At 66.3% G+C, this 26,965-nt stretch carries 24 protein-coding genes; 14 read left to right on the forward strand and 10 right to left on the reverse strand.

All coding sequences use genetic code 11. The features are described 5' to 3' along the window. Window positions 1-9 precede the first annotated feature (9 nt). The 9 genes from fliG to L0C21_RS11665 all read left to right on the forward strand — a co-directional run bounded on the left by fliG (window position 10) and on the right by L0C21_RS11665 (window position 10,902). Window positions 10-1,032, forward strand: coding sequence for a flagellar motor switch protein FliG (fliG, locus tag L0C21_RS11625; RefSeq protein ID WP_310593373.1), 1,023 nt, complete (start codon window positions 10-12; stop codon window positions 1,030-1,032). 12 nt (window positions 1,033-1,044) lie between these two features. Continuing rightward, window positions 1,045-1,704, forward strand: coding sequence for a FliH/SctL family protein (locus L0C21_RS11630; RefSeq protein ID WP_259278507.1), 660 nt, complete (start codon window positions 1,045-1,047; stop codon window positions 1,702-1,704). Then, window positions 1,704-2,066 (forward strand): flagellar motor switch protein FliN, encoded by a 363-nt coding sequence (gene fliN, locus L0C21_RS11635; RefSeq protein WP_259278508.1) that lies wholly within the window; start codon window positions 1,704-1,706, stop codon window positions 2,064-2,066. The genes L0C21_RS11630 and fliN overlap by 1 nt, the downstream gene beginning before the upstream one ends. Further along, complete coding sequence (locus tag L0C21_RS11640; RefSeq protein ID WP_259278509.1) at window positions 2,063-2,824, forward strand: motility protein A; 762 nt, start codon at window positions 2,063-2,065, stop codon at window positions 2,822-2,824. Before fliN ends, L0C21_RS11640 begins: the two co-directional genes overlap by 4 nt. A 36-nt stretch (window positions 2,825-2,860) precedes the next feature. Continuing rightward, entirely contained in the window at window positions 2,861-4,243 is a 1,383-nt protein-coding gene (gene flbD, locus L0C21_RS11645; RefSeq protein ID WP_259278510.1) for a sigma-54-dependent transcriptional regulator FlbD, read from the forward strand. A 60-nt stretch (window positions 4,244-4,303) separates the two neighbouring features. Then, window positions 4,304-6,418: a flagellar biosynthesis protein FlhA gene (gene flhA, locus L0C21_RS11650; protein ID WP_259278511.1), complete on the forward strand. Its 2,115-nt coding sequence runs from the start codon at window positions 4,304-4,306 to the stop codon at window positions 6,416-6,418. Between the two features lie 143 nt (window positions 6,419-6,561). Next, complete coding sequence (locus L0C21_RS11655; protein WP_259278512.1) at window positions 6,562-7,554, forward strand: flagellar biosynthesis protein FlhF; 993 nt, start codon at window positions 6,562-6,564, stop codon at window positions 7,552-7,554. Further along, on the forward strand, window positions 7,551-8,351 hold the full coding sequence (locus tag L0C21_RS11660; RefSeq protein ID WP_259278513.1) for a MinD/ParA family protein: 801 nt from the start codon (window positions 7,551-7,553) through the stop codon (window positions 8,349-8,351). Before L0C21_RS11655 ends, L0C21_RS11660 begins: the two co-directional genes overlap by 4 nt. Window positions 8,352-8,355: 4 nt before the next feature. Beyond that, complete coding sequence (locus tag L0C21_RS11665; protein WP_259278514.1) at window positions 8,356-10,902, forward strand: hypothetical protein; 2,547 nt, start codon at window positions 8,356-8,358, stop codon at window positions 10,900-10,902. A 78-nt stretch (window positions 10,903-10,980) separates the two neighbouring features. On the opposite strand, the gene ctrA is transcribed toward L0C21_RS11665, so the two are convergent. After that, complete coding sequence (ctrA, locus tag L0C21_RS11670; protein ID WP_259278515.1) at window positions 10,981-11,694, reverse strand: response regulator transcription factor CtrA; 714 nt, start codon at window positions 11,692-11,694, stop codon at window positions 10,981-10,983. A gap of 245 nt (window positions 11,695-11,939) precedes the next feature. Between ctrA and fliI the strand changes: the two genes are divergently transcribed. Continuing rightward, window positions 11,940-13,256 (forward strand): flagellar protein export ATPase FliI, encoded by a 1,317-nt coding sequence (gene fliI, locus L0C21_RS11675; RefSeq protein ID WP_259278516.1) that lies wholly within the window; start codon window positions 11,940-11,942, stop codon window positions 13,254-13,256. 14 nt (window positions 13,257-13,270) lie between these two features. Beyond that, complete coding sequence (locus L0C21_RS11680; protein ID WP_259278517.1) at window positions 13,271-13,690, forward strand: flagellar export protein FliJ; 420 nt, start codon at window positions 13,271-13,273, stop codon at window positions 13,688-13,690. Window positions 13,691-13,814: 124 nt separating this feature from the next. On the opposite strand, the gene L0C21_RS11685 is transcribed toward L0C21_RS11680, so the two are convergent. The 7 genes from L0C21_RS11685 to dapA form a co-directional block, all read right to left on the reverse strand. Further along, window positions 13,815-15,650 carry a M56 family metallopeptidase gene (locus L0C21_RS11685; RefSeq protein WP_259278518.1) on the reverse strand — a complete coding sequence of 612 codons (1,836 nt, stop codon included), beginning with the start codon at window positions 15,648-15,650 and terminating at the stop codon, window positions 13,815-13,817. Beyond that, a complete protein-coding gene (locus L0C21_RS11690) occupies window positions 15,650-16,081 on the reverse strand; it encodes a BlaI/MecI/CopY family transcriptional regulator (RefSeq protein ID WP_259278519.1) in 432 nt (143 codons plus the stop codon). Before L0C21_RS11690 ends, L0C21_RS11685 begins: the two co-directional genes overlap by 1 nt. 193 nt (window positions 16,082-16,274) lie before the next feature. Then, window positions 16,275-18,338 carry a M13 family metallopeptidase gene (locus L0C21_RS11695; protein WP_259278520.1) on the reverse strand — a complete coding sequence of 688 codons (2,064 nt, stop codon included), beginning with the start codon at window positions 18,336-18,338 and terminating at the stop codon, window positions 16,275-16,277. 236 nt (window positions 18,339-18,574) lie between these two features. Beyond that, window positions 18,575-19,234 carry a sulfite oxidase-like oxidoreductase gene (locus L0C21_RS11700; RefSeq protein WP_259278521.1) on the reverse strand — a complete coding sequence of 220 codons (660 nt, stop codon included), beginning with the start codon at window positions 19,232-19,234 and terminating at the stop codon, window positions 18,575-18,577. Window positions 19,235-19,405: 171 nt separating this feature from the next. Then, entirely contained in the window at window positions 19,406-19,972 is a 567-nt protein-coding gene (locus tag L0C21_RS11705; RefSeq protein WP_259278522.1) for a PEP-CTERM sorting domain-containing protein, read from the reverse strand. A gap of 665 nt (window positions 19,973-20,637) precedes the next feature. Then, entirely contained in the window at window positions 20,638-21,123 is a 486-nt protein-coding gene (gene smpB, locus L0C21_RS11710; protein ID WP_259278524.1) for an SsrA-binding protein SmpB, read from the reverse strand. A 171-nt stretch (window positions 21,124-21,294) separates the two neighbouring features. Continuing rightward, window positions 21,295-22,170, reverse strand: coding sequence for a 4-hydroxy-tetrahydrodipicolinate synthase (gene dapA, locus L0C21_RS11715; protein WP_259278525.1), 876 nt, complete (start codon window positions 22,168-22,170; stop codon window positions 21,295-21,297). 134 nt (window positions 22,171-22,304) lie between these two features. Between dapA and L0C21_RS11720 the strand changes: the two genes are divergently transcribed. From L0C21_RS11720 to greB, 3 genes are all read left to right on the forward strand, one after another. Continuing rightward, window positions 22,305-23,183 carry a hypothetical protein gene (locus L0C21_RS11720; protein ID WP_259278526.1) on the forward strand — a complete coding sequence of 293 codons (879 nt, stop codon included), beginning with the start codon at window positions 22,305-22,307 and terminating at the stop codon, window positions 23,181-23,183. A 703-nt stretch (window positions 23,184-23,886) separates the two neighbouring features. Then, complete coding sequence (locus L0C21_RS11725; protein ID WP_259278875.1) at window positions 23,887-24,435, forward strand: lytic transglycosylase domain-containing protein; 549 nt, start codon at window positions 23,887-23,889, stop codon at window positions 24,433-24,435. A gap of 275 nt (window positions 24,436-24,710) precedes the next feature. Beyond that, window positions 24,711-25,172: a transcription elongation factor GreB gene (gene greB / locus L0C21_RS11730; protein ID WP_374940261.1), complete on the forward strand. Its 462-nt coding sequence runs from the start codon at window positions 24,711-24,713 to the stop codon at window positions 25,170-25,172. A 164-nt stretch (window positions 25,173-25,336) separates the two neighbouring features. Here greB and L0C21_RS11735 read toward each other — a convergent pair whose 3' ends face one another. Together L0C21_RS11735 and L0C21_RS11740 are read right to left on the reverse strand one after the other, a co-directional pair. Next, on the reverse strand, window positions 25,337-25,687 hold the full coding sequence (locus L0C21_RS11735) for an EF-hand domain-containing protein (RefSeq protein ID WP_259278528.1): 351 nt from the start codon (window positions 25,685-25,687) through the stop codon (window positions 25,337-25,339). Window positions 25,688-25,959: 272 nt separating this feature from the next. Next, on the reverse strand, window positions 25,960-26,964 hold the full coding sequence (locus tag L0C21_RS11740; RefSeq protein WP_259278529.1) for a threonine ammonia-lyase: 1,005 nt from the start codon (window positions 26,962-26,964) through the stop codon (window positions 25,960-25,962). Between the last annotated feature and the right edge of the window lies 1 nt (window position 26,965).

Below are 26,965 nucleotides of genomic sequence, written 5' to 3' on the forward strand. Positions count from 1 at the left end.
GTCTGAGCCGTGAGCGCCATTAGCATGGAAGACATCAGCCGCCTGAGCGGGATGGAGAAGGCTGCAACCTTCATGCTCGCCTTGGGCCAGGAGCATGGCCGCCCGATCTGGGAGCAGCTCACCGATGACGAGGTGAAGGAGCTGTCCGCTGCCATGTCGCAGCTGGGCACCATCAAGGCCACCATCGTCGAGAAGCTGTTTATTCACTTCGCCGCGCAGGTTTCCTCGGTCGGATCGCTCTATGGCTCCTACGAGACCACGGAGCGCGTGCTCACCGCGGTGCTGCCGCGCGACCGCGTGTCCCAGATCATGGAGGAAATCCGGGGCCCTGCTGGCCGCACCATGTGGGACAAGCTGGGCAACGTGAACGAGGCGGTGCTGGCAAGCTACCTCAAGAACGAATATCCGCAGACCGTCGCCGTGGTGCTCCAGAAAATCCGTCCGGACCATGCCGCGCGGGTGCTGGCCTCCCTGCCGGAGGATTTCGCCATGGAAGTGGTGATGCGTATGCTCCGCATGGAAGCGGTGCAGAAGGAAGTGCTCGACAAGGTGGAGCAGACGCTGCGCGTCGAATTCATGAGCAACCTTGCGCGCACCACCCGGCGCGACAGCCACGAGACCATTGCGGAAATTTTCAACTTCCTCGACCGGCAGGCGGAAGACCGCTTCCTCACTGCGCTGGAAGAGCGCAACCGCGATTCCGCCGAGAAGATCCGCGCGCTCATGTTCACGTTCGAGGATCTGGGCCGGCTCGACTCCGGCGGCGTGCAGACCCTGCTCCGCAATGTGGAGAAGGACCGGCTGGCGCTGGCCCTCAAGGGCACGTCGGACAGGCTGCGCGAGATGTTCTTCAACAACATGTCGGAGCGCGCCGCGAAAATCCTGCGCGAGGACATGGAGGCCATGGGCCCGGTGCGCCTGCGCGATGTGGACGAGGCCCAGCAGTACATGGTCAACGTCGCCAAGTCGCTTGCCGACGCCGGAGAAATTCTCCTCGCCGATACCAAGGGCGAGGACGAGCTGATCTACTAAAAGGCGCGTTCGATGAAAGTTGTCCCCTTCACGTTCGACAGCGCCTTTGATGGCGGCGCGAGCGAAGCCAAGGCCAAGGCCGAGGCGCAGTTCCGCGAGGAACTGACGGCGGTGCGCGCCGCAGCGCGCGCGCAAGGGTTCGAGGAAGGCTACACCCAGGCCAAGCAGGAACTGGAAGCGGCAACGCTTGCCTGCCTGCAACAGCTTCTCGCGCAGATGGGCGGCGTGACGGCCGAGATGGAGCGGGTGAAGCGCGACCTGGCGGCCGAGGCGGCTGCGCTTGTCGTGCCCATGGCTGAAGCCATGGCCGGCATGGAAATCCAGCGCCGCCCCCACGACCTGCTCGACCGCTTCGTGCAGCAGGTTTTCGAAGAGCACGCCACCGAACCGCGCCTCGTCATCCGCGTGGCCGACACCCTGCTGGATGCGGTCAAGGGCCGGGTTGAATCGCTGGCGGCCGCCTACGGCTTCCAGGGCCGCCTGATTTTTCTTGCCGAGGCGACGCTCGCCCCCGGCGACTGCCTCATCGAATGGCCGGACGGCGGCATCGAGGTGCGCGCGGCCCACCGCCTCGCCCAGGTGCGCGAGAAGGCGGAAGCTTTCATTGCATCGCTTGAGCAGGGCGCGCCCGGAGGCTCCGCCCCATCTCATGGACCTGAAGGAATCGCGTAATGGCCGAGCCCAACGATCCTAAGAATTCGGTGACGTTGGACGACCTGTCCAATGCTCCCCTCTCGCCTGACGAGATGCGTCGCACCGCGCCGGTCGACGAGCCGGACACCCACTCCGCCGCGGAACTGGAGGCGGTGTTCGACGTGCCGGTGACAGTGCAGGCCGTGCTCGGCAAGACCGCGCTCGAGGTAAGCCAGCTCCTGAAGCTCGCGCCCGGCGCGATCGTCGAGCTGGACCGGCGCGTCGGCGAGGCCATCGATATTTACGTCAACAACCGGCTCGTCGCCCGTGGCGAGGTGGTGCTGGTGGATGAGCACCTGGGCGTCACCATGACGGAAATCATCAAGACGGACCGCACATGATCCTGAGCCTCGCCTTCTTTGCTGCGTCCTTCGCGCTCATTGCGGCGGCCATCTCCGTTGGCGGGGAACCGGCGGCTTATGTGAGCGGCGCGTCCGCCCTCCTGGTGGTGCTGGGCACCATTACGGTGACGGCGGCGGGCGTGCGGCGCGGCGAATGGCGACAGCTGCAGGACAACGCCCGCGCCATGCTGCGCGCGCCGGTACGGGACAACGGCCAGCTGGCCCGGCAGATGCTGGATCTTGCCTGGCGGCAGCGCCGGGAAGGTCCGGCCTGCCTGAAGGCGGCGATGCGCGGTCTCAAGCATATGCCGCTGCTGCGCCAGGGCATCGGCCTGATGCAGGACGGCCTGACCGCCGAGACGGTCGAGAAGCTGCTGAACGCGGAGGCCGATCGGCTGGCGGCCAGCCGCCTGCGGCTGGCGCAACTGCTCCAGCGCGCGGCGGATGTCGCCCCGGCGCTGGGCCTCATCGGCACGCTCATCGGCCTTGTCGATATGCTCGGCAAGCTGGCTGATCCGTCGGCGCTCGGCCCCGGCATGGCCGTGGCGCTGCTCACCACCCTTTACGGCGCGGTGCTCGCCCATGTGGTGCTGCTGCCGCTGGCCGCGCGCATCGAGGCTCATGTGGCCGCTGAGCGGAATTTTCATGCCCTGTGCATCACCAGTGTGGCCGCCCTCGGGCGCGGCGAGCATCCGATGCATCTGGAATCGCAACTGAACGCGCTTTTGCCCGAAGCGCAGCACGTTCGCGCCGCGTAAGTTACGCGGCCAAAGGACCTGAGGGAGTTAGACATCATGCGTCTGCTGATGGTGGGACAACTGAACGGCCAACTGGCCAGCGCCTCGAAAATGGCGATGGATGCCGGGGCCAAGGTGGTCCATGCCCCTGACATCGAGACCGGTCTGGAACTGGTGCGCTCCAAGGGCGCGGACCTCATCATGATCGACGTGGCGCTGGATGTGGCCGCGTTCATCGAGCAGATCCGCACCGAGCGCATTTCAACGGATGTGGTGGCCTGCGGCATCGGCACCGATGCGCGCGCCGCCGTCACCGCCATCCGGGCGGGCGCGAAGGAATATGTGCCCCTGCCGCCGGAAGCGGCGCTGATCGCCGCCGTTATCCAAGCGGTAGCAGAAGACGGGCACCAGCTGATTTTCCGCGACCCCGCCATGGGCCGCGTGATTTCCCTGATCGATCAGATCGCACCCTCCGACGCTTCCATCATGATTACCGGCGAGAGCGGCACGGGTAAGGAAGTCATCGCCCGCTACATCCACCGCAAGTCCAACCGGGCGGACAAGCCGTTCGTTGCCGTCAACTGCGCGGCCATTCCGGAAAACTTGCTGGAGAGCGAACTGTTCGGCCACGAGAAGGGCGCGTTCACCGGCGCCATTGCCCGGCGCGTCGGCAAGTTCGAGGAAGCCAACGGCGGCACGCTGCTGCTCGATGAAATTTCCGAAATGGATATCCGGCTTCAGGCAAAGCTCCTGCGCGCCATTCAGGAGCGCCAGATCGACCGCGTTGGCGGCGCGCAACCGGTGCCGGTGAACATCCGCATTCTCGCCACCTCCAACCGCAATCTGGCAGACGAGGTGAAGAAGGGCACGTTCCGCGAGGACCTCATGTTCCGCCTGAACGTGGTCAACGTGAAACTGCCGCCGCTGCGCGAGCGTCCGGCGGATATCAAGGTGCTCTCCGACCACTTCGCCCAGAAATTCGCCGAGCACAACAACATGCCTTTCCGCCCGCTGGACGAGACGGCGCTGCGCGCGCTGCTCGCCCACGGCTGGCCGGGCAATGTGCGCGAGCTGGAGAACACCTTGCACCGCGCCGTGCTGCTGGCGAACGGCGACACCATTTCCGCTGACGCCATCGTTCTGCCGGATGGCACCCGCCCGGCGATGGCCCCCGTCGCAAGCCCGGTAACGGTGGAGGGCGAGACCGAAGCCACGGCTGCTGCAGCGGGCGGCAGCACCGCCACGCTGGTGGGTCGCACGGTCGCCGACGTGGAGCGCGATCTCATCATCGACACGCTGAAGCACTGCCTCGGCAACCGGACGCACGCCGCCAACATCCTCGGCATTTCCATCCGCACGCTTCGCAACAAGCTGAACGAATACAGCTCGGCGGGCATTCCCATCCCCTCGCCGGGGCTGGGCGAGCGGGTGGCGGGCTGATACCACTCAGCCCCACGGCATTTTTTCAGTTAAGCGACGAGCAGGACCCGGCGGACCATTATGGCGGACGCGACCACCGACAAGGCAGGCCCGGCAGGCGGCGGATTCCTCTCACTCCTGAACCGCATCACGCCGTCTCAGGACATTGCCATGGCCATCGGCATCCTGGCGATCGTCCTGATGCTGATTTTGCCGCTGCCCACATGGCTGCTGGACATGGGGCTGGCGCTCTCGATCACCATTTCCGTCCTCATCCTGATGACGACGCTGTTTATCGAGAAGCCGCTCCAACTCTCCTCCTTCCCGACCATCCTCCTGGTCGCCACCATGTTCCGGCTGGGCCTGAACATCGCCACCACCCGCCTCATCCTCGCCCACGGCCACGAGGGCACGCACGCGGCGGGCGGCATCGTGCAGGCGTTCGGCTCGTTCATCATGGGGGGCGATGCGATCATCGGCATCACCCTCTTCCTCATCCTCCTGGTCATCAACTTCGTCGTCATCACCAAGGGCGCGGGGCGTATCGCGGAAGTGGCCGCCCGCTTCAGCCTGGACGCCATGCCCGGCAAGCAGATGGCGATCGATGCCGACCTCTCCTCCGGCCTCATCGACGAAAATCAGGCCAAGGCGCGACGCAAGGAAATTGAGGCCGAGAGCGGCTTCTTCGGCGCGATGGACGGCGCCAGCAAGTTCGTGCGCGGCGACGCGGTGGCGGGCCTGCTCATCACCGGTATCAACATCGTCGTCGGCCTCATCGTCGGCGTCGGCATCCATGGCGTCGCGTTCTCCGAGGCCTTCCACAGCTACACGGTGCTGACCATCGGCGATGGCCTCGTCTCGCAGATCCCGGCGCTGGTGGTCTCGACCGCCGCCGGTCTCCTCGTCACCAAGGGCGGCGTCACCGGTCGCACGGACGAGGCGCTGATCGGCCAGCTCACCAACTACCCCAAGGCACTGGCGGTCGTCTCCGGCCTGCTCGGCTGCCTTGCCGTGGTGCCGGGCCTGCCGTTCCTGCCCTTCGCCATTCTCTCCGGCATCACCGGCTACAGCGCGTGGCTGCTGAACAAAAAGCAGGCCGCGGCCGTAGTGCAAGAGCAGCAGGCTAAGGCCGCCGAGGAAATGGCCAAGGCAACGCCCGCCGAGGAGCCCATTACCGCCGCGCTGGCCATGGACCAGATCCGGCTGGAGCTGGGCTATGCCCTGCTCTCGCTGGTCAATGACAATTCCTCCGGCCATCGCCTCACCGATCAGATCAAGGCGCTGCGCCGCCAGCTGGCGACCGACTACGGCTTCATCATGCCGTCGGTGCGGATTCTCGATAACATGGCGCTGCCGCCCAACACCTACGCGGTTTTCGTCAAGGAGACCGAAGTGGGCCGGGGCGACCTGCAACCGGGCAAGCTGCTGGTGATGCACCCGAGCGGCGACCGGGTGGACCTGCCGGGCGAGGACACGCGCGAACCCGCCTTCGGCCTGCCCGCCCTGTGGGTGGATAAGGGCCTGCGCGATGAAGCCAGCTTCCGCGGCTATACGGTGGTGGATGCGCCGACCGTCATCACCACGCACCTGACCGAGGTCATCAAGGACAACATCCCCGACCTGCTCTCCTACGCCGAAACCCAGAAGCTGCTGGACGAGCTGGGACCGGAGAACCAGAAGCTCATCGCCGACCTGGTGCCGAACCGCATTCAGCTCTCGGGCGTACAGCGGGTGCTCCAGAACCTGCTCTCCGAGCAGGTATCGATCCGCGACCTGCCGACCATTCTGGAGGGCATCGCTGAGGCGGTGGGCTATACCCAAAGCCTCGTCATGATCACCGAGCACGTGCGCGCCCGCCTCGCCCGCCAGATTTGCAGCGCCAACGCGCGCAACGGCGTCATCTCGCTCGTCACCCTTTCGCCCACGTGGGAGCAGCGGTTCGCGGAAAGCCTCACCGGCCCCGGCGAGGAGAAGCAGCTGGCCATGGCCCCAACGCACCTGCAGGAGTTTATTGCCGCCGTGCGCGACAGTTTCGAACAGCAGGCAGGGCGCGGCGAGCTGCCGTGCCTGCTCACCTCGCCGGGCATCCGCCCCTATGTGCGCTCCATCGTCGAGCGGTTCCGCCCGGCAACCGTCGTGCTCAGCCAGAACGAAATTCACCCCAAGGCCAAGATTCGCGCCGTGGGCAGCATCTAGAAGCCAGACCTAGAGGGCGGGGCGAAGAAATGCACAAAAGCACCAGGGCGTTAACGTCTCGTTTGCCATGGCGCGGCACATTGGGGGCGAGCAAATTGCCACGGCCCGCCATCGTGCGGCGGACCAGGGGGGCTTAAACAACCGTGCGTCTTAAAATCTACACCGGCAAGACCATCGCGCAGGCGAAGGACAAGGTTCGCGCTGAGCTTGGGGACGATGCCGTCATCGTCAACATCGACCACGACAAGCGCACCGGCCTTGTGCGGATTACCGCCGCCATCGAGAACCGGCCCGACCCGGAGCCGATCGAAGCGCCGGAGCCCGTCTCCACCCGTCCCTTCCAGCGGTTCGATGCCGGACATCTGGCGGCGGTGCTGCGCTATCACGGCTTCCCGTCACCGCTGTCCACCCGCCTGCAAACCAGCGCGGCGGCCCGGCAGGACAGCGACATGGTGGATGCGCTTGCGCTCGCCATCGACGACCTGGTGAAGGTGCAGCCCATCGATATCGCCTCGAACCGGCCGATCCTGCTCTTGGGCGCGCCGGGACAAGGCAAGACCCTGGCCGCCGTGAGGCTCGCCGTTGAAGCCCGCAGCCTGGATAGGCCCGCCCGCGTCATCACGCTGGACGGCAAGGCGGCGGGCGCGATGGAGCAGTTGCGCGCCTTCTGCGGCCCAGCGGAAGTCGACATGGCCTGCGCCGACGACGCCGCTCATCTGGAACGGTTGCTGACGCCCCTCTACGAGGGCTTCACCGTCATCGACAGCATGGGCATCAACCCCTACGCCCTCTCCGACATCGAACTCCTCGCTTATGCCGTCAAACGCTCGGGCGCAGAGCCCATCTGGGTGATGGCGGCGGGCGCTGATTCGCTGGAAGCCGCCGAGATGGCCGAGATCTTCGCCTCGCTCGGCGTGCGGCGCATGATCGTCACCCGGCTGGATGCCAGCCGCCGCCTGGCGGCGACGCTGACCGCGCCGATCCGCTCACGCCTGGCGCTGGCCGGATTTTCCGCCAGCCCTTACCTCGCCGACCTGATCCAACCCGCCAGCCCGATGACGCTGGCGGAGTTTCTCCTCGACAAACCCGACCCCACCCACATTGCCCGCATCGTGCAAGAAAAGGCCGCGTCATGACCGCCCCGGTTTCTCAACTGCGCCCCCTGCCCCATCCCAATGAGAAGCGCCTCATCACCATCGCCTCCGGCAAGGGCGGGGTGGGCAAGACATGGCTGGCCATCAGCCTCTCGCACGCGCTGGCGCGCATGGGCCGCAAGGTGATGCTGTTCGATGGCGACCTTGGCCTTGCCAACGTGGACATCCAGCTTGGCCTGTCGCCCGAGGCAGACACTTCTGATGTTCTCTCCGGCCGCCTGAAGCTGACGGAAGCGCTGTGCCGCTACGAGGATGAGGCGGCACGCACATCCGGGTTCGATGTGGTGGCGGGACGGTCGGGCGCGGGCACGCTCATCGGCCTCGGGCGGGACGCGCTCATCGGCCTGCGCCAGAGCCTCGTGCAAGCGGCGGAGAAGTATGATGACGTGTTGCTGGACCTCGGGGCAGGCATCGAACAGCCGGTGGCGATCCTCGCCAGCCACGGCGGGCGCTGCCTCGTCGTCGTGACGCCGGAGCCCACCTCCATCACCGACGCCTACGCTTTCATCAAGCTGCGCCGGATGCGCGACGCAAGCGCCGACATCCGCATCGTCATCAACCAGGCGCAAACCCGGCGCGAGGGCGAGCAGACCTACGAAACCCTGTCGCGGGCCTGCGCCAATTTCCTGAAGTTTACTCCGCAGCTCGCCGGCATCATTCGCCGCGACAACAAGGTGAAGGACAGCATTCGCGCCCAGATGTCGCTGCTGGCCCGCTATCCGGATAGCAACGCCGCGCAGGATATCGAGGCGCTCGCCGCCAAGATCGCAAAGGGCTGAGGCCATGCCGGGGGCGGGCGCGGTCGGCGGCGTGACGCCCGTCCAACCTGCGGGAACGCAGGACAAGCCGGCAGGCACGCGCGACAACGCCGGCCGCATGGCGGCCGGAACCGGCGAGGCAAAACCCGCCGCGCCGTCCGCCACCGCCGCGCTTGAGGCGGCCAGCCGCCCCGTCGCATCGCTTCCTGCCGATCCGGCCATTGCGCTGGCTGCCACCCTTGCCGGGCTGAAGGTGGGGCAGGAGCTGCGCGGGCAGGCCAAGCCCCTGCCTGGCCGCCCCCAGGCACTGCTGACGACGCCGGAAGGCGATTTCCTTATCGAGCCTGCCCCCGCACTCCAGGGCGAGGCCGACCTGACGGTGGTGCTGACCCGCGCCGACCGCAGCATCAGTGGCCTGCTGCTGGCAGCAGAAGGCGAGATGCTCGACCCACCCCAGACCGTGCGGCTGACGCTGGTCGCCGTTCCGCCCCGGCCTGCGCCCGAAGAAGCGCAAGGCCAGCAGCCGGTGCCTGCGGCTCCGGCCAAGGCGCTATCGGCGCAGCCCCAACCCATGCCTGTCCCGGCGCTGACGGCGGACGGCGCAGCGTTGAACAGCCTGTTGCCGGGTGAGGCCCTGCCGCTCAGGGGCAGCGGCACGCTTACGGGGGCATCCCCCAATCCGGCGCAGCCATTACCGCCCAAACCGGCCGTGCCCACCGCTCAAACCCTGCTGTCACCGGCACCGGGGCCGGCGCTTGCGCCATCGGTGCCGCGCGCATTGAACCTTGGGATACCGCCCGCCCCTGCCGTTGGCGGCCAACCTGCAGCGGCGCTGGCAACACTGCTTGAAGAAGGGGTTCTGCCCCTGCGGCTGGAAACACCTGTAAAGGGACAGACGCACCTTTCCGCCAGCCTGATCGCCATTGCCGAAGCGGATGAAATCACTCCGCTCACGCGCCCTGCCGAAGGCTCGCCGCTGGCCCGGCTGGCAGCAAGCGGCCGCCTTATCACCGCCACCGTCCTGCCTTTGACAGGAGGCGAGGCCGGGGCAATGACGGCAGAGCCCGCAAGCCCCGCCCCCGCTGCTTCTGCTGCGACGGCCCCGCCCGGCAACCCGCCGCCCGCGCAGAAAACAGAAGCCGCCCCTGCCCCGGCATCCAGCAAGACGGCAAGCCTTTCGCCCACAGCTCCGGCATCAACGCCGTCGCCTGCGCCAACAGCGCCGGCAGATATGGGCGCCCCCGCGCCATCCGCCCGGCCGCAGGATGCCAACCCGCCTTTAACTCCAGGGGGAACCACGACGCGCCCTGCCCCGGCTGCGGCCTCCCCGGCGACAAGCGAGCAAGGCCGCGCACCGCAGGCGCCCGCGCACCGGTTAGATTTGTCTCAGGCGCAACCGTTGCGGCTCAGCGCCAACGGCGTGGTGATGCAGCTTGATCTACCCGCAAGCGCGCCCCGGCCAGCAGCGGGTACGCAGTTCGTCTTTCTGGTGACCAGGGGCCGCGAGGCCCTGCCGCCCTCGCCCGCCGCAACGATGGAAGCCAGGCCGCAGACGCGCCCTGCCCCTGCCATCGGCGAAAATCCAAGCGCTGCCGCACCGCCCAAAACACCCCAGCCGCATGCGCCGGACAACGCACCGGTCGCGCCTGCGCGCGCTTCGGCCATGACAACGGCTCAGCCTCCCGCTGCGCCGCCAGCGCATAGCGCCAGCGCGGTGCCCCACACGGCAGCAATACCCCACCAGGCATCCCCCCTCACCCTGGCAACACAGGCCAGCACTGGGAAAGCCGACCCTCCTGCCGCCGCGCACGAGGCCGCAGCGCAATCTCCGGCACCGCCGCGTGCGGTCGAGACCAGGCGAGCACCGATAGCTGCGGCCTCGGGTGACTTGGCCCCAATCGAAGGCGCGCGGGGAAAAGCGCCCGCGGCGCCCCTCGCGCTCACGCCTGCCGGGATGATGTGGATGCCGGGCATGAACGCGCCGCAAATCCTCACGAGCACGCAGCCCCTCCCAACCCACCCGGGCGAGGTCCTGCTGCTGGCGGTGATGCAGGCATTGGGGCGTAAGGGCTTCGGCGTTTCCGCCCACCCGTCATCGGATCATGCCGGTGAGGCAGAACCGGCAGAGGCAGCAGACGCGCTGCAAGCCGTGGCGCGTCTTGCCTCCGCGCCAGTTGCCGAGGCCCGCCCCACCGCCGCGCGGGACGCGCTTGCGGGCGACCGGCTGCCCGATGCCCTGCCTGTCAGCGTGACGCTGCAAACGCCGCATGGGGCCATGCCGCTGACGCTGTTGGTATGGCAGCCGCTGCGGCCGGAGGAGGATGGCGGACACGACGGCACGCCGGAAGGCGCAGGCCGGGAGGTCTGCTTCGCCGTCGAGGTGGATTTCGAGAAACTGGGATTGCTGCGCCTGCGCGGCGCGGTGACGCCGCGGCATCTGCAGCTTGGCGTCGAGACAGAACGGCCGCTGGATATGGCGCTTCAGCGCAGCGCCACCCAGGATTTCAATACGGCCGTCGAGGCGGGCGGGATGACGGGAACGCTCGTCTTCCGCCACCGCCAGGGCCGGTAACGCTCTTCATCAACGGGGACAGGGGCCGGGCCAAGGACAGGCGGTGCCCCACCGCCAGAGCCTTCTCCCGCGTGCCGCTTACTGGCCGACCGCCGCCCGTGGCGGAATGGCCTCCGCATCCGGATCCCGCAGAACGTAGCCGCGTCCCCAGACCGTCTCGATGTAGTTCTCGCCCTCGCAGGCGGCCGCCAGCTTCTTGCGAAGCTTGCAAATGAACACGTCGATGATCTTCAGCTCCGGCTCGTCCATGCCGCCGTAGAGATGGTTGAGGAACATCTCCTTGGTGAGCGTGGTGCCCTTGCGAAGGGACAGCAGCTCCAGCATGGCGTACTCCTTGCCGGTCAGATGCACGCGCTGGCCGTTGACCTCCACCGTCTTGGTGTCGAGGTTGACGGCAAGCTTGCCCGTGCGGATGACCGACTGGGAATGGCCCTTGGAGCGGCGCACCACGGCGTGGATGCGGGCGATCAGTTCTTCCTTGTGGAAGGGCTTGGTGACGTAATCATCCGCGCCGAAGCCCAGGCCCTTCACCTTGGTGTCGGGCTCGGAGAGCCCCGAGAGGATGAGGATGGGCGTCGAGACCTTGGCCATGCGGAGCTTCTTCAGCACGTCGTAGCCGTGCATGTCCGGCAGGTGCAGGTCCAGCAGGATGATGTCGTAGTCGTACAGCTTGCCCAGATCGAGGCCTTCCTCGCCCAGATCCGTGGTGTAGACGTTGAACCCTTCCGCGTTGAGCATCAGTTCGACACTCTTGGCGGTAGAGGCGTCGTCTTCAATCAGAAGTACACGCATTTTCTTCCCCCTGATAAATGCCCCCGGGCAGGCGACAGCGTGATAATCCACCAGCCCAGGCAACATTCTTAACAGAAGAGGTTACCGAAATATTAAAGCCGTTAATCTTTATGAACGAGAACTGTCCCAAACGCAACCTTGGCTAGAAAAAGAAAATTGGGGGCTCAATTCAGCCCTCAGGCAAGCATTCACGCTTCCTTAAGCCTGTTTGGTGACCATGGCTTAACCTTGGCAAGGACCCACGCATGTACTTCCACTCTCTGGCCGATGAATTGAAAGCCATTTCTCGTGGCGAGATCTATGGACGTCTCTCCGCCGTGAAGGGCTTGATGGTAGAGGTGGCAGGCATCGGGCAGGCCGCCAGCGTCGGCGCGCGCCTTGGCCTTCTGCGGCGGGACGGCGCGATCATTCAGGCGGAGGTGGTGGGCTTTCGCGACAACCGGGCCCTGTGCCTGCCCTATGGCGCGCTGGATGGCGTGGGCGTGGGCAGCAAGGCCTATGTGCTGGCCAGCGAGGCGGAAGTGCGCCCCTCCCACGGCTGGCTTGGCCGCGTGGTCAACGGCCTCGGCGAGCCGGTGGACGGCAAGGGGGCCCTACCTCGTGGGCCCCTCCCCAGGCTCGTGCGCGGCAAGCCCCCTGCCGCCCATGCGCGTGACCGGGTGGGCTCCAAGATCGATCTCGGCGTGCGCGCGCTCGACGTGTTCGCCCCCTGCTGCAAGGGGCAGCGCCTTGGCATCTTCGCGGGTTCGGGCGTCGGCAAGTCGGTTCTGCTCTCCATGCTCGCCCGCTATACGGACTGCGACGTGGCGATCATCGGCCTCATCGGCGAGCGCGGCCGCGAGGTGCAGGAATTCCTTGAGGACGATCTCGGCCCCGAGGGTCTCGCCCGCTCGATCGTCGTCGTAGCGACCTCAGACGAGCCCGCGCTGATGCGTCGTCAGGCAGCCTATCTGACCTTCGCGCTGGCCGAACACTTCCGCGACCAGGGCCAGCATGTGCTGTGCATGATGGATTCCGTCACCCGATTCGCCATGGCCCAGCGCGAAATCGGCCTTGCCTCGGGCGAGCCGCCCGCCTCCAAGGGCTATACGCCAACCGTGTTCGCCGAGCTGCCCAAGCTGCTGGAGCGGGCCGGCCCCGGCACCGGCAACGGCGGGGCGATCACGGGCCTGTTCACGGTGCTGGTGGATGGCGACGACCACAACGAGCCGGTGGCGGACGCCGTGCGCGGCATTCTCGACGGCCACATCGTCATGCAGCGCGCCATTGCCGAGCGTGGCCGGTATCCGGCGATCAACGTGTTGAAATCCGTCTCGCGTACCCTGCCCGCCGCTCACACGGAGGAGGAAAACCGGCTGATGCGCGCAGCCAAGGCGCATTTGTCGGTCTATGCGGACATGGAAGAGATGATTCGCCTCGGGGCCTACCGGCGCGGCTCCAACCCGGAGGTGGACGCGGCGCTCACCTTCGCGCCGAAGATCGAGGCCTTCCTCAACCAGCGCAAGGGCGAGCACACCCGCGCGGGCGAAAGCTTCCAGCAGTTGGCCAAGATTCTGGGCTAAGGTGAGACACCTCGATGAAGACGCCCTACGATGCCGGGCTGCGCCTGCGGAAAAATGAATTGGATGAGCTGCGCCGCGAGATCGGCGCGCTTTATGCGAAGCAGGACGCGCTGGAGGGCAAGCTCAAGGCCATCGACGGGGAGATCGCCAGCGAGGCGCAGCTGGGCTTGCCAGAGGCGCTCGTCGGCCTGTCTGATTTCGGCGCTTATCTTGGGCGGCAGCGGCTGGCGCGGCATCAGGTTGAGCAGGAAATGGCCAAGCTGCAAGCTGAGATGGACAAGCTTCAGGAGAAGCTGGCCGAGGCCTTCGCTGACTTCAAAACCCTCGACATCGCCAGCGCCCGCTTCATCGAAAACGCCAAGAAGGAAGCAGACCGCCTCGAACAGCTGGAAGCTGACGAGGCGGCCCTGATGCGTTTTACGCCGCCGGAGTGAGTGGCGCCCAGAGCAGGAAGAGCAGTTTCAAGCGTTGAAGCTTATGAACTTACCAAGGGGTTACAGGCCTCTTGGGACCCCCTGTCGTGTTTGGCGCGGCACCCGGTCAGGCCCGTGCGCGAGCTTAATTCTGGGCCTTTATCTCCCGCTCCAGCCGATTGGCCTCGGCCTCCAGCTCGGCAGCGGCCTGGTTCAGCTCCTCACGGTTAGAGGCGGCCTTGGTGCCTGAGATCATGATACCATTGTTCAGGTAGAGGTCGGGGTTGGTCCGCAGACGCTGGGCGGTCTGGCGGAGGTGGGTGACGGCCTGGCGCATGGCCTGGCTACGGATCTGCCGCGCTTCCCGTTCAAGGTCGGCAGCCTCGCGGCGGGCTTCCTCGGCTTCCTGCCGGGCCTCGCGACGGGCTGCCGCCGCCTCCTGCAAGGCTTCGCGCCGGGCCTCGGCTGCTTCCAGCAGCGCATCGCGGCGTGCCTCGTCGGCGGCACGGCGGGCCTCCATCTGCACCTGCAGCGATTCACGATGGGCCTCGGCGGCCGCAAGCTGGGCCTCCCGGCGCGCCTCGGCCGCAGCGAGACGGACTTCACGCTCGATGTCCCGGCCAAAGTCTTCCCCAAGGTCCACCTCGACCGCGGGCCTGATGTCAGGCACATCGGGCACCTGCGGTTCGACCACGACCTTGGGCGCGCGGGGCGCAGCCGGGGCCTGGGCCGCCTTCACGGCAGGCGCGGAGGGCGGAACCGGCACAGCCTTGATAGTAGCGGGCGCGGCCGGCGCGACAGGAGCAACCGGCGCGGCTGGAGCCACTGGCGCGGCAGGAACCTCCGGCGCAACCAGCGCAAGGGCGGTGTCCTCCTTCAGGTCCGGCACGGCATGGCGCGCCTGGGCCATGGGCAGGACCAGCATTCCAAGGCCAACGATGCCAACGGTGCCCAGCAGCTTGGAGCGGGTAGACATCAGAGTTTCTCCCTTCAGCCAGATCAGGCGGGTCTTGAGGCCATCGCTCGTGCCGCCCTGGATGCTGAGCGTGCGGGCAAAGGCGGTCTCGGGCTCGATGCGGAAGGCCTTGAGCGCGGCCAGCAACCCCTTGGCGTAGGACGTGCGGGCGACCATGCCGCTGTTGGCCGCCGCCACGTCGCAGGCGGCTTCCCGCGCCGTGTCGATCCGGCGCACGGCCATCCACACCAGCGGATGGAAGAAGAACAGCACCAGCAGCACCCGCTCCGCCATCCGCCAGGCGACATCGAACGAGCGGATATGAGACATCTCATGGCCGATGACCGCGCTCATCTCCACCACATCAAGCTTGCTCAGCAGCTGGCGCGGCAGGACGATGACCGGGCGGAACAGGCCCGCCGTGAAGGGAGCGGTCGCCTCGGCCGTGATGAGCAGCCGCACATGGCGGGACACGCGGAAGCGCCTGGCCCAGCCGTCCACCAGTTGCAGAAGCAGGGGCTCCTCGGCCGGCTCGGCCATGGAGATGGCGTGGCGCGCCGAGCGCTCCGCCCGCACGAGCAGAATGGTCATTGCCGCCGCGCCGCCCAGCCAGAACAGGAACAGCGCCAGCGGCAGGATGTCCGTGGCGGCGCCCTCCTCAACCGGCATGGCCAGGGCCTCCGGCTCCGTTGCCGGCGGCTCCGCCGCCAAGGACGAGACGGGAACCGAGCCTTCCGCGCCAACCACGTTGACGTGCGGTTCACCCTGCGGCCAGACGATCTGCGCCAGCAGGGTCTCGCCCGTGGACCGCAGACTCCAGGATGTGGCGAAATCAGCGGGCAGCAGCAGCCGCGCCAGCACGAACCACCACAGCGCCAGATGCAGGAACGGGTGGCGTGGGCGAACGATGGCCAGCACGGTCCACACCACCACGGCAACTGCCGCGGCATAGAGGGACTGCTGCGCCAGGAAATCCAGCACGTGGCCGGACAGGCCGGTGAGGGTTGCGAATAGTCCGGTATCCATTACCGCTTCTCCCCAGCTGCGGCGTTGGCATTCTCAGCTTCGGCGTCGGCCTTTTCAGACTCATCCTCTTCCCGGACCAGACGCTCCAGTTCGGCCAGTTCGTCGTCGTTCAGCGCCTCGCTGTTGCGAAAGAGGCCAAGCACCACGCCCAGATCGCGCTCCACCACACGGTCGGCGAAGAAGCGGACGAAGCGCGCCAACCCGGCCGCCCGCGAGACCAGCGGACGATAGACAAAGGCGCCATGCAGATTGTCCCGCGCCAGGAGGCTCTTGGCGGCCATACGGTCCATCACGGTCTTGGTGGTGGTGTAGGCCCAGCCGGTATCAGCCTCCAGCTGATCGTGCACTTCCCGCACGCTGGCCTGGCGCAAACGCCAGAGCACGCGCAGCACGTCATACTCGGCCTTGGACAAGTCTGGAATGGTTGGCATCACGAATCTCCGAACTCGTCGTAGTACTACTACAATGTCGTAGATCGCGCAAGCGAGGCTGTAACGGTTTTTTTTGGCCGAGCATCAAAAAGGGGAGATGGCACAAAAAAGAGAGGCAGCCGAAGCTGCCCCTCCCTCCCCAAACCACTGGCTCACTGACCACTGGCGACGCCAACTTGTTTCGCTGGCGAACTTACCAAACGCGGACGCGCTGGTTCGGTTCCAGATACAGCTTGTCGCCCGGCTTCACGTCGAACGCCTTGTACCAGGCGTCCATGTTGCGGACGATGCCGTTGGCCCGGAACTCGGACGGCGAGTGCGGATCGGTGACCAGGCGATTGCGAAGCTCCGCCTCGCGGTAGGCGCGACGCCACACCTGCGCCCAGCCGTAGAAGAAGCGCTGGTCGCCCGTGGTGCCGTCGATCACCGGAGCGTCCTTGCCGCCCAGCGACAGCTTGTAGGCGGTGTAGGCGACATTGAGGCCGCCGAGGTCGCCCAGGTTCTCGCCGAGGGTGAGCTTGCCGCGCACGCACTCGCCGGGGAACGGGCAGTAGGTCTCATATTGGGCCGAGAGGGCGTTGCCGCGCTCGTCGAACTTCTGGCGGTCCTGATCGGTCCACCAGTTGACCTCAACGCCGTCGCCGTTGGACTTCGAGCCCTGATCGTCAAAACCGTGGCCGATTTCGTGGCCGATGACCGCGCCGATGCCGCCGTAGTTCACGGCGTCATCCGCGTTGGGATCGAAGAACGGCGGCTGGAGGATGGCGGCCGGGAACACGATCTCGTTGTTCACCGAGTTATAGTAGGCGTTGACCGTCTGCGGGGTCATGAACCACTCGTCCCGGTCCACCGGCTTGCCCAGGCGATTCAGGTCACGCTTCCACTCGAACTCGGCAGCGCGCTGCAGGTTGCCCAGCACGTCGCCCGCCTTCACTTCGTAGGCGGTGTAGTCGCGCCACTTGTTGGGGTAGCCGATCTTCGGGTTGAACTTGGCCAGCTTGTCCAGCGCCTTCGCCTTGGTCTCGGCGCCCATCCAGTCCAGATTGCTGATGTGGATGCGGTAGGACTCGACGATGTTCTTCACCAGCCGGTCCGCCGCGGCCTTGGATTCGGCCGGGAAGTGACGCTCCACATAGCGCTTGCCGACCGCCTCGCCCATGGCGGTCTCGAGCAGGTCCATGCCGCGCTTCCAGCGCTCCTTCTGCGCCGGGATGCCGGAGAGGACACGGCCGGAGAAGTTGAACTCCTCATCGGCAATCGCCTTCGGCAGCACCTCGGAATAGGCGCTGAGGTAGTGCAGCGTCAGGTAGTCCTTCACCACGTCGACCGGGGTGCGGGCGATCACGCCGGCGGTGCCGGCCACCGCGCTCGGCTGGTTGACCAGATAGAACGGCTGGCCGGCCAGACCCAGACCGGTGAAGTAGGCGTCCCAGTCAATGCCCGGCGCTTCGGCCTTCAATTCGGCCAGCGTGCGCTTGTTATAGGTCTTGTCGCGATTGCGGCTGTCGGCGCGGGTCCAGTGGACCTTGGCGATGGCCTCTTCCAGCGCGTACACCTTCTCGGCGCGCGCTGCGGCGTCGGCCTGCGCCACGCCGGAGAGCACCAGCATATTGGCCAGGTGCTGCTTGTACTGCTCGCGCACCTTGGCGAAGTTCGGATTGTCGGACAGGTAGAAGTCCCGGTCCGGCAGGCCGAGGCCGCTCTGGCGGATGTAGATCACATAGGTGTCCGGGGCCTTGCGGTCCTGCCCGACGCCGGTGGCCAGCGGCGTGCCAACGCCAATGGTGGTGAGGCGGGCGAAGGCGGCCGCCACGTCCTTCTGGGACTGAATGGCGTTGATCTTCGCCAGCTCCGGCTTGGCCGGAGCAAGGCCCGCCTTCTCGATGGCGGCTTCGTTCATGAAGTCGGAATAGAGGGTGGCGATCTTCCACTCCTCGGTGCCCTGTGCCGGCTTGGCGGCAACCAGTTCCTCCACGATGGCGTGGATCTGCTGCTGCGCCTGATCCGCCAGCACCACGAACATGCCGTAGTTGGACTTGTCCTCCGGAATCGGCGTGTTCTTCAGCCAGCCGCCGTTGGCATATTCGTAGAAGTTGTCGCCCGGCTTCACCGCGGCGTCCATGCCGGCCGCATCGAAGCCGTAAACGCCGAAGGTGGGCTTGGCCATGTTGCTGGCGGCCAGCGCCGGCCCTGCAAGGCCGAGCCCGAAGCTGAGCGCCAGAGTGCTGGCCAGGGTGAGAGAGCGGAAACGGTTCATCAATTACCCCCGTTCAGAAGCGGCGGACGGATGGGCTGCCACCGCTGGGTTCGATTGCATGTGACACGACAATAAAAGGCCACCGCCGCGTCGCGCAACGGTTACAAGGGCGAACGACGGCCCGCGCCGCTGCCGGTAGGTGCGGAACGGTAGACCTGCTGGTTGCCCGGAGCAAGAAAGGGCCGGGCGCGGCTGCCGCACCCAGCCTTCGCCTTGTCGCACCCGCGATGGACCGGTCAGGAGGAGTAGCGGTCCTCGTTCCAGGGATCGCCCTCGTTATGGTAGCCGCGTACTTCCCAAAAGCCGGGCTTGTCCTCGGCCGCGAACTCGATGCGCCGGATCCACTTGGCCGACTTCCAGAAGTAGAATTTCGGAATGACCAGGCGCGCCGGGCCGCCGTGCTCGCGCGAGATCGGCTCGCCATCATGAGTGTGAGCAACGAGGCAGTCCGCGTCGGCGAAATGCTCCAGCGTCACGTTGGTGGTATAGCCATCGTAACCGTGGAGAATGACGTGGCGAACCTCCGGCCGGGGTTTCACCACATCGAGGATGTGGCGGGTGGAAACGCCGTTCCAGCGGTTGTCGTAACGCGACCACTGGGTCACGCAGTGGATGTCCGATACATCCTCGAACTGCGGCTGGGCCATGAAGGCGTCCCAGTCCCATGTCACCGGGTTTTCCACCAGCCCGTCGATGGTGAGCGTCCACTTCTCCCTCGGGATGTGCGGCTGGATGCCAAGGTCGAGCACCGGCCATGTCTCCACCAGTCGCTGGCCGGGCGGCAGGCGCTCCACCGTTCGGTCGCCGGTCTTGCCGGTCAGCAGCCGGCCTTCCCTGGCCCATTGCTGCTTGGACTTGATGAGCTTGTCTTTCATCTGGCCATTATCGCCCGACATAACACCCGCCTTGGCCTTTTCAGCCACAAAACCAAACTGCCTGTGTTCCGGAGATAAGCCCGCCATGCGCGAATAACCAGAGCAGAGCCCTGGCCATCCTCCGCTTCGGGCACAAAAAAGGCCGCTCCAAAGAGCGGCCTTTCCCGTTTTGCCGACAGGCGGGCGTGCCGGTCAGCCCCGGCGACGGCCACGCAGCGCCGCAACGCCGGCCAGGCCGACGCCGAGCAGACCGACAATCGCCGGCTCCGGAACGTCGGTGACCGGCGGCGCAGCCGTCACGTGCAGCTCACCTACCGCAAAGAGGTTGTCCCCGCCCGAGGCGCTGACGCGCAGGTAACGCGCCGTGACCGCGTCAAAGCTCTTCTCGAAGGCCTCGATGCCCCAGTTGACCGTCCCTTCGGTCCGCAGAACCGAGAACAGGTCGGTGAAGGAGACGCCGTCCGTTGAGTAGGACACCAGGTAGTTATCGTTGTGATCGACGGACAGCAGCGCCTGATCGAACGATACCAGATCACCAAAGTCGATCGTGAAGAAGGTGTTCGATCCGCCCCACCAGACGGTTTGCCCAGGGGTATTGTAGCCGGTGCCATTGGCCGGGGTGATGCCGTCCGACAGGTTGGACAGGGTGGCGGCGGGATTATAGTTGCCGTTCGCCGTAACGGCGCCCGTGATGATCGTGGCCTGTGCCGCCGACGAAAGCGTGAGCGCGGCCAGGGCAGCCGCAAAAAGTTCGCGCATAAGACAGTTCCTGCATCGATGCTCTGCTGAGCCCGCTTGCTCAGCAACGGCCCTGCCAAAGCAATAACGGTGCCAGAACAAAATCCAGGCGGCGCAACACATTAAGCCGCTGATTTTAAAGGACCCACCGACACGCCGGAATAAAATATCTAGAAACAATGTAAACTATACCGACAATCACAGCGGAGAAACGCGCAGGCCAAAAGCCCTTTTGGGCTCCCGCCTCTGGAGGCGGCCCCCAACCAAGTAATAACCCATTCGGTTCGTTTTAATATATAATTATTAACCAAAAACTATTATAAATCGCGACCGTGGGGAGATGGACGAAAGGGGGGCGCTTCATGTTCACGGCGAAGGACAAGGCCAGGCTTCAGCCCAGCATCGGCAGGCCGCCGGCCAACGGCCCGACTGCCGCCGCCCTGGCAGCGCTCATCTTGATAACGCTAGCGTTGCTGGTGCTCGCGGCCCTCGTGGGCGTGGCCGCTGGCCTGGTCAGCGCGCAGGGAGCCCGCACGGTCCGGCCGGCGCCGACGCTGGACGCAGCCGCCAGCGAGGCGGTCGCGGCTTCCCGAGCCGACACGGCTGGCCCTGGCGCGTTTACGAAGAAGAACGCGGGATACGCCGCGGTTGTGGCTGCGCCGACAACGGTTGCGCCGGCGACCTTGCTAGCCTCGGTCCCGCAGCAGGCGGGCCTTGTCGCGCTGCCAGTCGCGCTGCTTTGCGGTTTCGCGCTTGTCGTGCAGCTTCTTGCCCTTCGCCAGCGCAAGCTCGACCTTGGCGCGGCCCCGGTCGTTGAAATAGACGCTGAGCGGCACCAGCGTCATGCCCTGGCGGTTGACCGCGCCGTGCAGTTTCTCGATCTCCCGCCCGTGCAGAAGCAGCTTGCGCGGCCGACGGGGCTGATGATTCTCGCGGTTACCGAAGGTGTACTCCGGGATGTTGGCGTTAATCAGCCAGACCTCGCCGTTCTTCACTTCCGCATAGCTCTCGGTGATGTTGCCGTCGCCAAAGCGCAGGCTCTTCACCTCCGTGCCCTGCAGGGCAATGCCCGCCTCGAAGGTGTCTTCGATGAAATACTCGAACCGCGCCTTCCGGTTCTCGGCGACCACCTTCCGCTTGGTCAGCGGCTTGGAGAGGTGCGGGCGGGCCATAGAGCGATCTCGTCCTTCATCGGCTTGCTGTCGGGCATCGGCTTGCGGTCACGCCCGGACGGCGCGCAAGGTCCACGGTCCGGGGCGGGCATGGGTAAAGCAACCCATGCCCAGAAGGCAAGTGCCGCCCGAGCCTCCAATGCACCTGCCGTTCGTAGCGGCGGTGCGGAATCAGAGCAGCCCGGCGTGCGCGAGGGCGGCGTCCACCTTCGCGCGGGCGGCCTCCGACGGCTGGGTCATGGGCAGGCGTACCTCCAGGCTGGAAATGCGGCCCAGCTTCCAGAGGGCGTATTTGGTCGGCCCCGGCGACGCGTCGGAGAACAGCGCCATATGGAGCGGGAACAGCTTGTCGTTGAGCGCGAGAGCGGTCGCATAGTCACCCGCGAGGGTGGCTTCCTGGAATTTCGCGCACAGCTCGGGCGCCACGTTGGCGGCCACCGAAATGCAGCCCTTCCCGCCCGAGGCGTTGAAGGCCAGCGCGGTCTCATCGTTGCCGGAGAGCTGGATGAAGTCCGTGCCGCAGGTGATGCGCTGCTGGCTGACCCGGGCGATGTTGCCGGTGGCATCCTTCACGCCGATGATGGTCTTGAGTTCGGCCAAGCGCCCCATGGTCTCGGGCGTCATGTCCACCACCGAGCGGCCGGGGATGTTGTAGATGAGGATGGGCAGGTCGCTCGCCTCGGCCAGAGCCTTGAAATGGAGGTAGAGGCCCTCCTGGTTCGGCTTGTTGTAATAGGGGCAGACGACTAGCGCCGCGTCGGCGCCGGCCTTTTCCGCGTGGCGGATGAGGCTGATGGCCTCCTGCGTGGAGTTGGAGCCGCAGCCGGCGATAACCGGCACGCGCCCGGCCGCCACCTCGATGGCGATTTCCGTGACCCGCTGGTGCTCATCATGGCTCAGAGTCGCCGACTCGCCCGTGGTTCCCACCGGAACGAGTCCATGGCTTCCGGCCTGGATCTGCCACTCAATCAGGGCGCGTAGAGTCGGCTCGTCCACAACGCTGTCACGGAACGGCGTGACAAGGGCGGGAATGGACCCTCGGATCATTGATGCTATCCTCATTATCAGCGATGGGTACCGCATCTGAGCGGGCGGCCCCGTGCAGCCTTCATTTGTACCAAACAAGCGGTAGAGGCAATCCCGGCGTGTTGAATCGGTTTAATCAGGGCAAAGGTTTTGTAATGCTGGCAGCGCTGGCCAGCACGTTGTTACCAGCGCAATCCACCCTGGCGTCACCGCGCACCCCTTCTCCCGCCGCCATTGACGCGGCGCAGGCCCAGGCGCCGAGCCCGGCTTTGACCACCGAGCAGATTCGCTGGTACGCGGCGCGGCTGGCGGTTGCGGGTCGCAATGCGCCGCTGCCCCCGACCCCGCAGGACGTGTTCAACCCGCTGGCCGAATCGATCGTCACCTGGCAGCGGCTGCGGCAGAATCTGAACACCGCCACCTATCAGGAGATCACCGATTTCCTGAAGGCCAACCCCGGCTGGCCGCAGGAGGCCCGTTTCCGCAGCAATGCGGAGCAGGCCATGACGGCGGACATCCCCTATGCCGAGCGGCTGGATTACTTCCGGCGCTTCCCGGCTATCACCGCCGTGGGCCGGCTGCGCCACGCCGAGGCTCTGGCCGCCACCGGCGAGAAGACGCGCGCTGATGCGCTGGCCCGCGAGGCCTGGCTGAGCGGCGGGCTCGACGGCGACCAGGAGCTGGAGCTGCTGCGCCAGTTCGGCGAGGCGCTGAAGCATGACGACCATGTGGAGCGCGCCAACCGCCAGCTGTGGAGCGGGCAGATCACCGCCGCCCGGCGCATGGTGCCGCTGCTGGATGCGGACCGGCAGGCCTGGGCGACGGCGCGCATCGCCCTGCAGACCCGCGACCCGCGCTCGCCGAGCTATGTCTCGGCGGTGCCGGATTCTGCTGAAGCTGGAGGCGGGCCTGGCCTACGACCGCGCCCGCTGGCTCCGCAACCGTCAGGAACTGCCGGGCGCCGCCGCCGACATTCTGCTGGCGGCCGACGCCAGCCCGAAGGCGGTGGTCAATCGCGGCAAGTGGGCCGATGAGCTGCTGATCCTGTCGGACTGGGCGCGGGAGCAGGGCCAGCCGGAGCTGGCCTACAAGCTGCTCGACAAGAACCGCATGGCGGAATCGCCCGAGAAGATGGCCAAGGCCTCCACCGCGGACCGGATTGCCTATACCGACGTGGAATGGCGGGCCGGCTGGCTGGCGCTCAGGGTGCTGAACAAGCCGGAGGCGGCGCTGCGCCATTTCACCAACGTCTACACCGTCGGCCAGACCCCGATCACGCAAAGCAGAGCCGCCTATTGGGCCGGGCGGGCCGCCGAGGCGATGAAGAAGCCGGACCAGTCGCGCCAGTGGTATGAGACGGCCGCCGCCGCGCCGGATTATTTCTACGGCATTCTGGCGCAGGAGCAGCTGGGCCAGCCCTTGACGCAGCTGGACATGACCCCGCCGGAGTTCACCGCCGAGGATTCGGCCGCCGTGCAATCGAACCGGATGCTGGTGGTGGCGCAGATGCTCAACCAGCTGAGCCAGCCGGGCCTCCAGTCCATGTTCCTGCGGCAGGCCGCCGCGCAGACGAAAACGCCTGGCCAGCTGCGCCTGATTCTCGATCAGGCCCGCGCCATGGGACGGGTGGATATCGCCGTGGCGCTGGCCAAGAACGCCCGCGGCGATGGCCTGACCATGCACTACGCCAGCTTCCCCCAGGTGGATGTGCCGCGGGAGGTGGCCGAGATGTCGGTGATGCTCCACGCCGTCGCCCGGCAGGAGAGCCTGTTCAACCCCAACGCCGTCAGCCCGGCCGGCGCGCGCGGCCTCATGCAGCTGATGCCCGGCACGGCCAAGGAAGTGGCCACGCGGCTGGGCGTGCCCTACGCCCCGCAGCGGCTGTACGACGAGGACTACAACCTGCAGCTTGGCGCATCCTACCTGCAGCGGATGATTACCTACTTCGACGGCAACCATGTGCTGGCCGTTGCCGCCTACAACGCCGGGCCGGGTAACGTGAACAAGTGGCTCCGCCGCTTCGGCGATCCCCGCCAGCCGGGGGTGGATGTGATCGATTGGATCGAGCAGATCCCCTTCAGCGAAACGCGCAACTACGTGCAGCGCGTGCTTGAGAATGCGGTGGTCTACGCCCTTCTCAAGACGGACGGCAGCCAGTCGTTGGTGGCCAGCCGGCAGGATGGCGGCCAGGAGGCCCAGGCGCGGGAAACCGGGCAGACGCGCCTGCTCTCCCGCCATCTGGGCCTTACCGGCGAAGGCGGGAAAACCAGCGCGCTGGGTGGCTGAGGCTGGGCGGCTGAAATCGTTCGGTTCTGAGATGTGCAAGGGATGTGACGTGCAGGGGGGGGGTGCGCTCCCTTGCCGGTATCGAGCCGGGCGTATCCTCATGGGCGCGGCTGCGCGCCGGTTATCGCCTGTTTATGGGAGCCCAACGAACAGCCTGTTCCCACGCGGGGGCAAAATGCTCTAACCAGGAGTTTATGAGCAAGGCATTCGTCAAGGAACGGGACGAGGAAGACGAGGAGGCGGTTGCGCCCCCTCCTCCCGGTGGCAAGAACTACATGACGCCCGAGGGCTGGCACAGGCTCTCGCAGGAGCGTGAACACCTGCTGAAGGTGGAACGGCCCAAGCTGGTGGAGACGGTCTCCTGGGCCGCAGGCAATGGAGATCGCTCCGAAAACGGCGACTATCTCTACGGCAAGAAGCGGCTGCGCGAGATTGACCGCCGCCTGCGCTACCTCGCCAAGCGGCTGGAATCGGCCGTGGTGGTGAACCCTGCCAACCAGCCCAACAAGACGCAGGTCTTCTTCGGCGCAAGCGTCACCTACGTGGACGATACCGATACGGAGCGGACGGTAAAGATCGTCGGCCAGGACGAGGTGGACACGTCCCGCGGCCACGTCAGCTGGGTCTCGCCGGTCGCGCGGGCGCTGATGAAGGCGCGGGTGGGCGATGTGGTGACGCTGACAACGCCGCGCGGGCCGGTTGAACTGGAAGTGCTCGACATCCGCTACGACGGCTGAACCCGCCCCTCAACCGCCCGCCACGGCCAGATGACCGGGCGGGCGGGAACAAACCGACGCAACCAACACGAACGCTCCGCAACGATACTCAAATCGTGATGCCTGCCTGGCGACAGGCCCGTGAGGCGGGGCCAGGGGATGGCCCGCCCCGGCGCCGCCAAGGTCTATTGCTGCTGAGCCTTGCTCTGCTTCTTCTCGCGCATGGCCGAGCGGTGCTCTTCCATCGACACCGTACCGTCCTTGTTGGTGTCCATTTTGTCGAACTTCGCGTCATGAGCGGCCATAAACTCCTGACGGGTGATGGTGCCGTTACCGTCCGTATCCCATTCCTTGAACATCTGCTCCGCGTGCTGCCGATGCTGTTCCTTGGTCATCGGGCCCATCATCATCTTGCCCATCTTCCCGCCCGAGGGCGGCGGAGACGGGGGCGTCGTCGTATCCTGTGTCTGGGCCATTGCCACGGTTGCGGAAAGGGACAGGCCCATGGCGAGGGTTGAAATCAGAAATGCCTTCATCGGTCTCACTCCTGACTCTGGAGATTGCGCGGTGGACAGGGATTGGCCACCGGTTGCCTGCCTGATGTTCGGGCTTGGCGAGGCGCCCGCGGCGCCTTCTTCAATCACCCCTTAACCCTTTATACGTCCCGTCGGATCCACAGCCTTCGCGTCTCGAAAGCCCCAGGGGCTCGGGTTACCGCTCACCCGCAACGGGCCATCGGCAGCGCAAGGAATCTCCGGATAAGGAATGTACCGGCAGGCGGCATCTGCTCCGCCTTCACCCCGCCATCTCAGGCGGACAGGCAGCGGATGAAGGTTTCCGTATCCACGTTGCCGCCGGAAAGGGTGAGCACGGCTGCCTTGTCCCTTACTTCCACCTTGCCCGCCAGTACTGCCGCCAGCGACACCGCCCCGCCCGGCTCCACCACCAGTTTCAGCTCGCGGAAGGCGAAGGCGACGGCCCTCATCACCTCCGCCTCGGTGACGAAGATGCCCCTCGCCCCGGCCGCTTTCAGAATGGGGAAGGTATAGGCGCCGATCATCGGCGTTTGCAGCGCGTCGCACAGGGTCGGCGCATAGCCCTCGATGGGCAGTCGCTCGCCAGCAAGCAGCGAGCGGCCGGCGTCATCGTAGTGCTCCGGCTCGACCAGCACCACGCGGATGCCCGGAAAGGCCTCCCGTAGCGCGAGCGTACAGCCGGAGGCGAGCCCGCCGCCGCCGCAGTTGGAGATGAACAGGTCGGGCGCGACGCCCAAACGCGCCAGGTCTTCCGCCGCCTCCAGCCCCGCCGTGCCCTGCCCCGCGATGATGGCAGGATCATCGAACGAGGGCACCACCACCGCGCCGCGCTCTCCGGCGAGGCGGGCGGCGATCTCCTCTCGGCTTTCAGTGGCGCGATCGTAGAAGATCACCTCCGCGCCGTATCCCTTCGTGCGGGCCACCTTCAGCGCGGGCGCGTCCGACGGCATGACGATGGTCGCCGGCACGCCCAGCACCTGCGCCGCGCGGGCAACCCCTTGCGCGTGGTTGCCGGAAGAAAAGGCCACAACGCCGGCGCGCCTCTGCGAATCGTCCAGTTGCAACAGCCTGTTCGTGGCCCCGCGCAGCTTGAAGGAGCCGGTTTCCTGCAGCGTCTCGGCCTTCAGGAAAACACGCCCGCCCACGGCCTCGTTCAGGGCTGCGTTTTCCAGCAGCGGCGTGCGGACAACCCGCCCCCGGAGCCTCTCTGCGGCCAGCCGAACGTCGGCGATGGTCGGGATATCGCAAAATGCTTCGGCGCCAACAAAGCCGCTCATG

Source organism: Pedomonas mirosovicensis (assembly GCF_022569295.1).
GTDB lineage: Bacteria > Pseudomonadota > Alphaproteobacteria > Sphingomonadales > Sphingomonadaceae > Pedomonas > Pedomonas mirosovicensis.

Bases quoted from the DNA above. Each gene is read 5' to 3' on its own strand.
- smpB (WP_259278524.1), bottom strand. From the start codon at position 21,123: ATGGCCCGCCCGCACCTCTCCAAGCCGCTGACCAAGCGGAAGGTGGTC.
- L0C21_RS11640 (WP_259278509.1), top strand. From the start codon at position 2,063: ATGATCCTGAGCCTCGCCTTCTTTGCTGCGTCCTTCGCGCTCATTGCG.
- L0C21_RS11680 (WP_259278517.1), top strand. From the start codon at position 13,271: ATGAAGACGCCCTACGATGCCGGGCTGCGCCTGCGGAAAAATGAATTG.
- L0C21_RS11690 (WP_259278519.1), bottom strand. From the start codon at position 16,081: ATGCCAACCATTCCAGACTTGTCCAAGGCCGAGTATGACGTGCTGCGC.
- L0C21_RS11685 (WP_259278518.1), bottom strand. From the start codon at position 15,650: ATGGATACCGGACTATTCGCAACCCTCACCGGCCTGTCCGGCCACGTG.
- flbD (WP_259278510.1), top strand. From the start codon at position 2,861: ATGCGTCTGCTGATGGTGGGACAACTGAACGGCCAACTGGCCAGCGCC.
- L0C21_RS11735 (WP_259278528.1), bottom strand. From the start codon at position 25,687: ATGAAGGCATTTCTGATTTCAACCCTCGCCATGGGCCTGTCCCTTTCC.
- L0C21_RS11630 (WP_259278507.1), top strand. From the start codon at position 1,045: ATGAAAGTTGTCCCCTTCACGTTCGACAGCGCCTTTGATGGCGGCGCG.
- flhA (WP_259278511.1), top strand. From the start codon at position 4,304: ATGGCGGACGCGACCACCGACAAGGCAGGCCCGGCAGGCGGCGGATTC.
- L0C21_RS11705 (WP_259278522.1), bottom strand. From the start codon at position 19,972: ATGCGCGAACTTTTTGCGGCTGCCCTGGCCGCGCTCACGCTTTCGTCG.
- L0C21_RS11725 (WP_259278875.1), top strand. From the start codon at position 23,887: ATGCTCCACGCCGTCGCCCGGCAGGAGAGCCTGTTCAACCCCAACGCC.
- greB (WP_374940261.1), top strand. From the start codon at position 24,711: ATGACGCCCGAGGGCTGGCACAGGCTCTCGCAGGAGCGTGAACACCTG.
- L0C21_RS11740 (WP_259278529.1), bottom strand. From the start codon at position 26,964: ATGAGCGGCTTTGTTGGCGCCGAAGCATTTTGCGATATCCCGACCATC.
- L0C21_RS11660 (WP_259278513.1), top strand. From the start codon at position 7,551: ATGACCGCCCCGGTTTCTCAACTGCGCCCCCTGCCCCATCCCAATGAG.
- ctrA (WP_259278515.1), bottom strand. From the start codon at position 11,694: ATGCGTGTACTTCTGATTGAAGACGACGCCTCTACCGCCAAGAGTGTC.
- dapA (WP_259278525.1), bottom strand. From the start codon at position 22,170: ATGATCCGAGGGTCCATTCCCGCCCTTGTCACGCCGTTCCGTGACAGC.
- L0C21_RS11695 (WP_259278520.1), bottom strand. From the start codon at position 18,338: ATGAACCGTTTCCGCTCTCTCACCCTGGCCAGCACTCTGGCGCTCAGC.
- fliN (WP_259278508.1), top strand. From the start codon at position 1,704: ATGGCCGAGCCCAACGATCCTAAGAATTCGGTGACGTTGGACGACCTG.
- fliI (WP_259278516.1), top strand. From the start codon at position 11,940: ATGTACTTCCACTCTCTGGCCGATGAATTGAAAGCCATTTCTCGTGGC.
- L0C21_RS11700 (WP_259278521.1), bottom strand. From the start codon at position 19,234: ATGTCGGGCGATAATGGCCAGATGAAAGACAAGCTCATCAAGTCCAAG.
- L0C21_RS11665 (WP_259278514.1), top strand. From the start codon at position 8,356: ATGCCGGGGGCGGGCGCGGTCGGCGGCGTGACGCCCGTCCAACCTGCG.
- L0C21_RS11720 (WP_259278526.1), top strand. From the start codon at position 22,305: ATGCTGGCAGCGCTGGCCAGCACGTTGTTACCAGCGCAATCCACCCTG.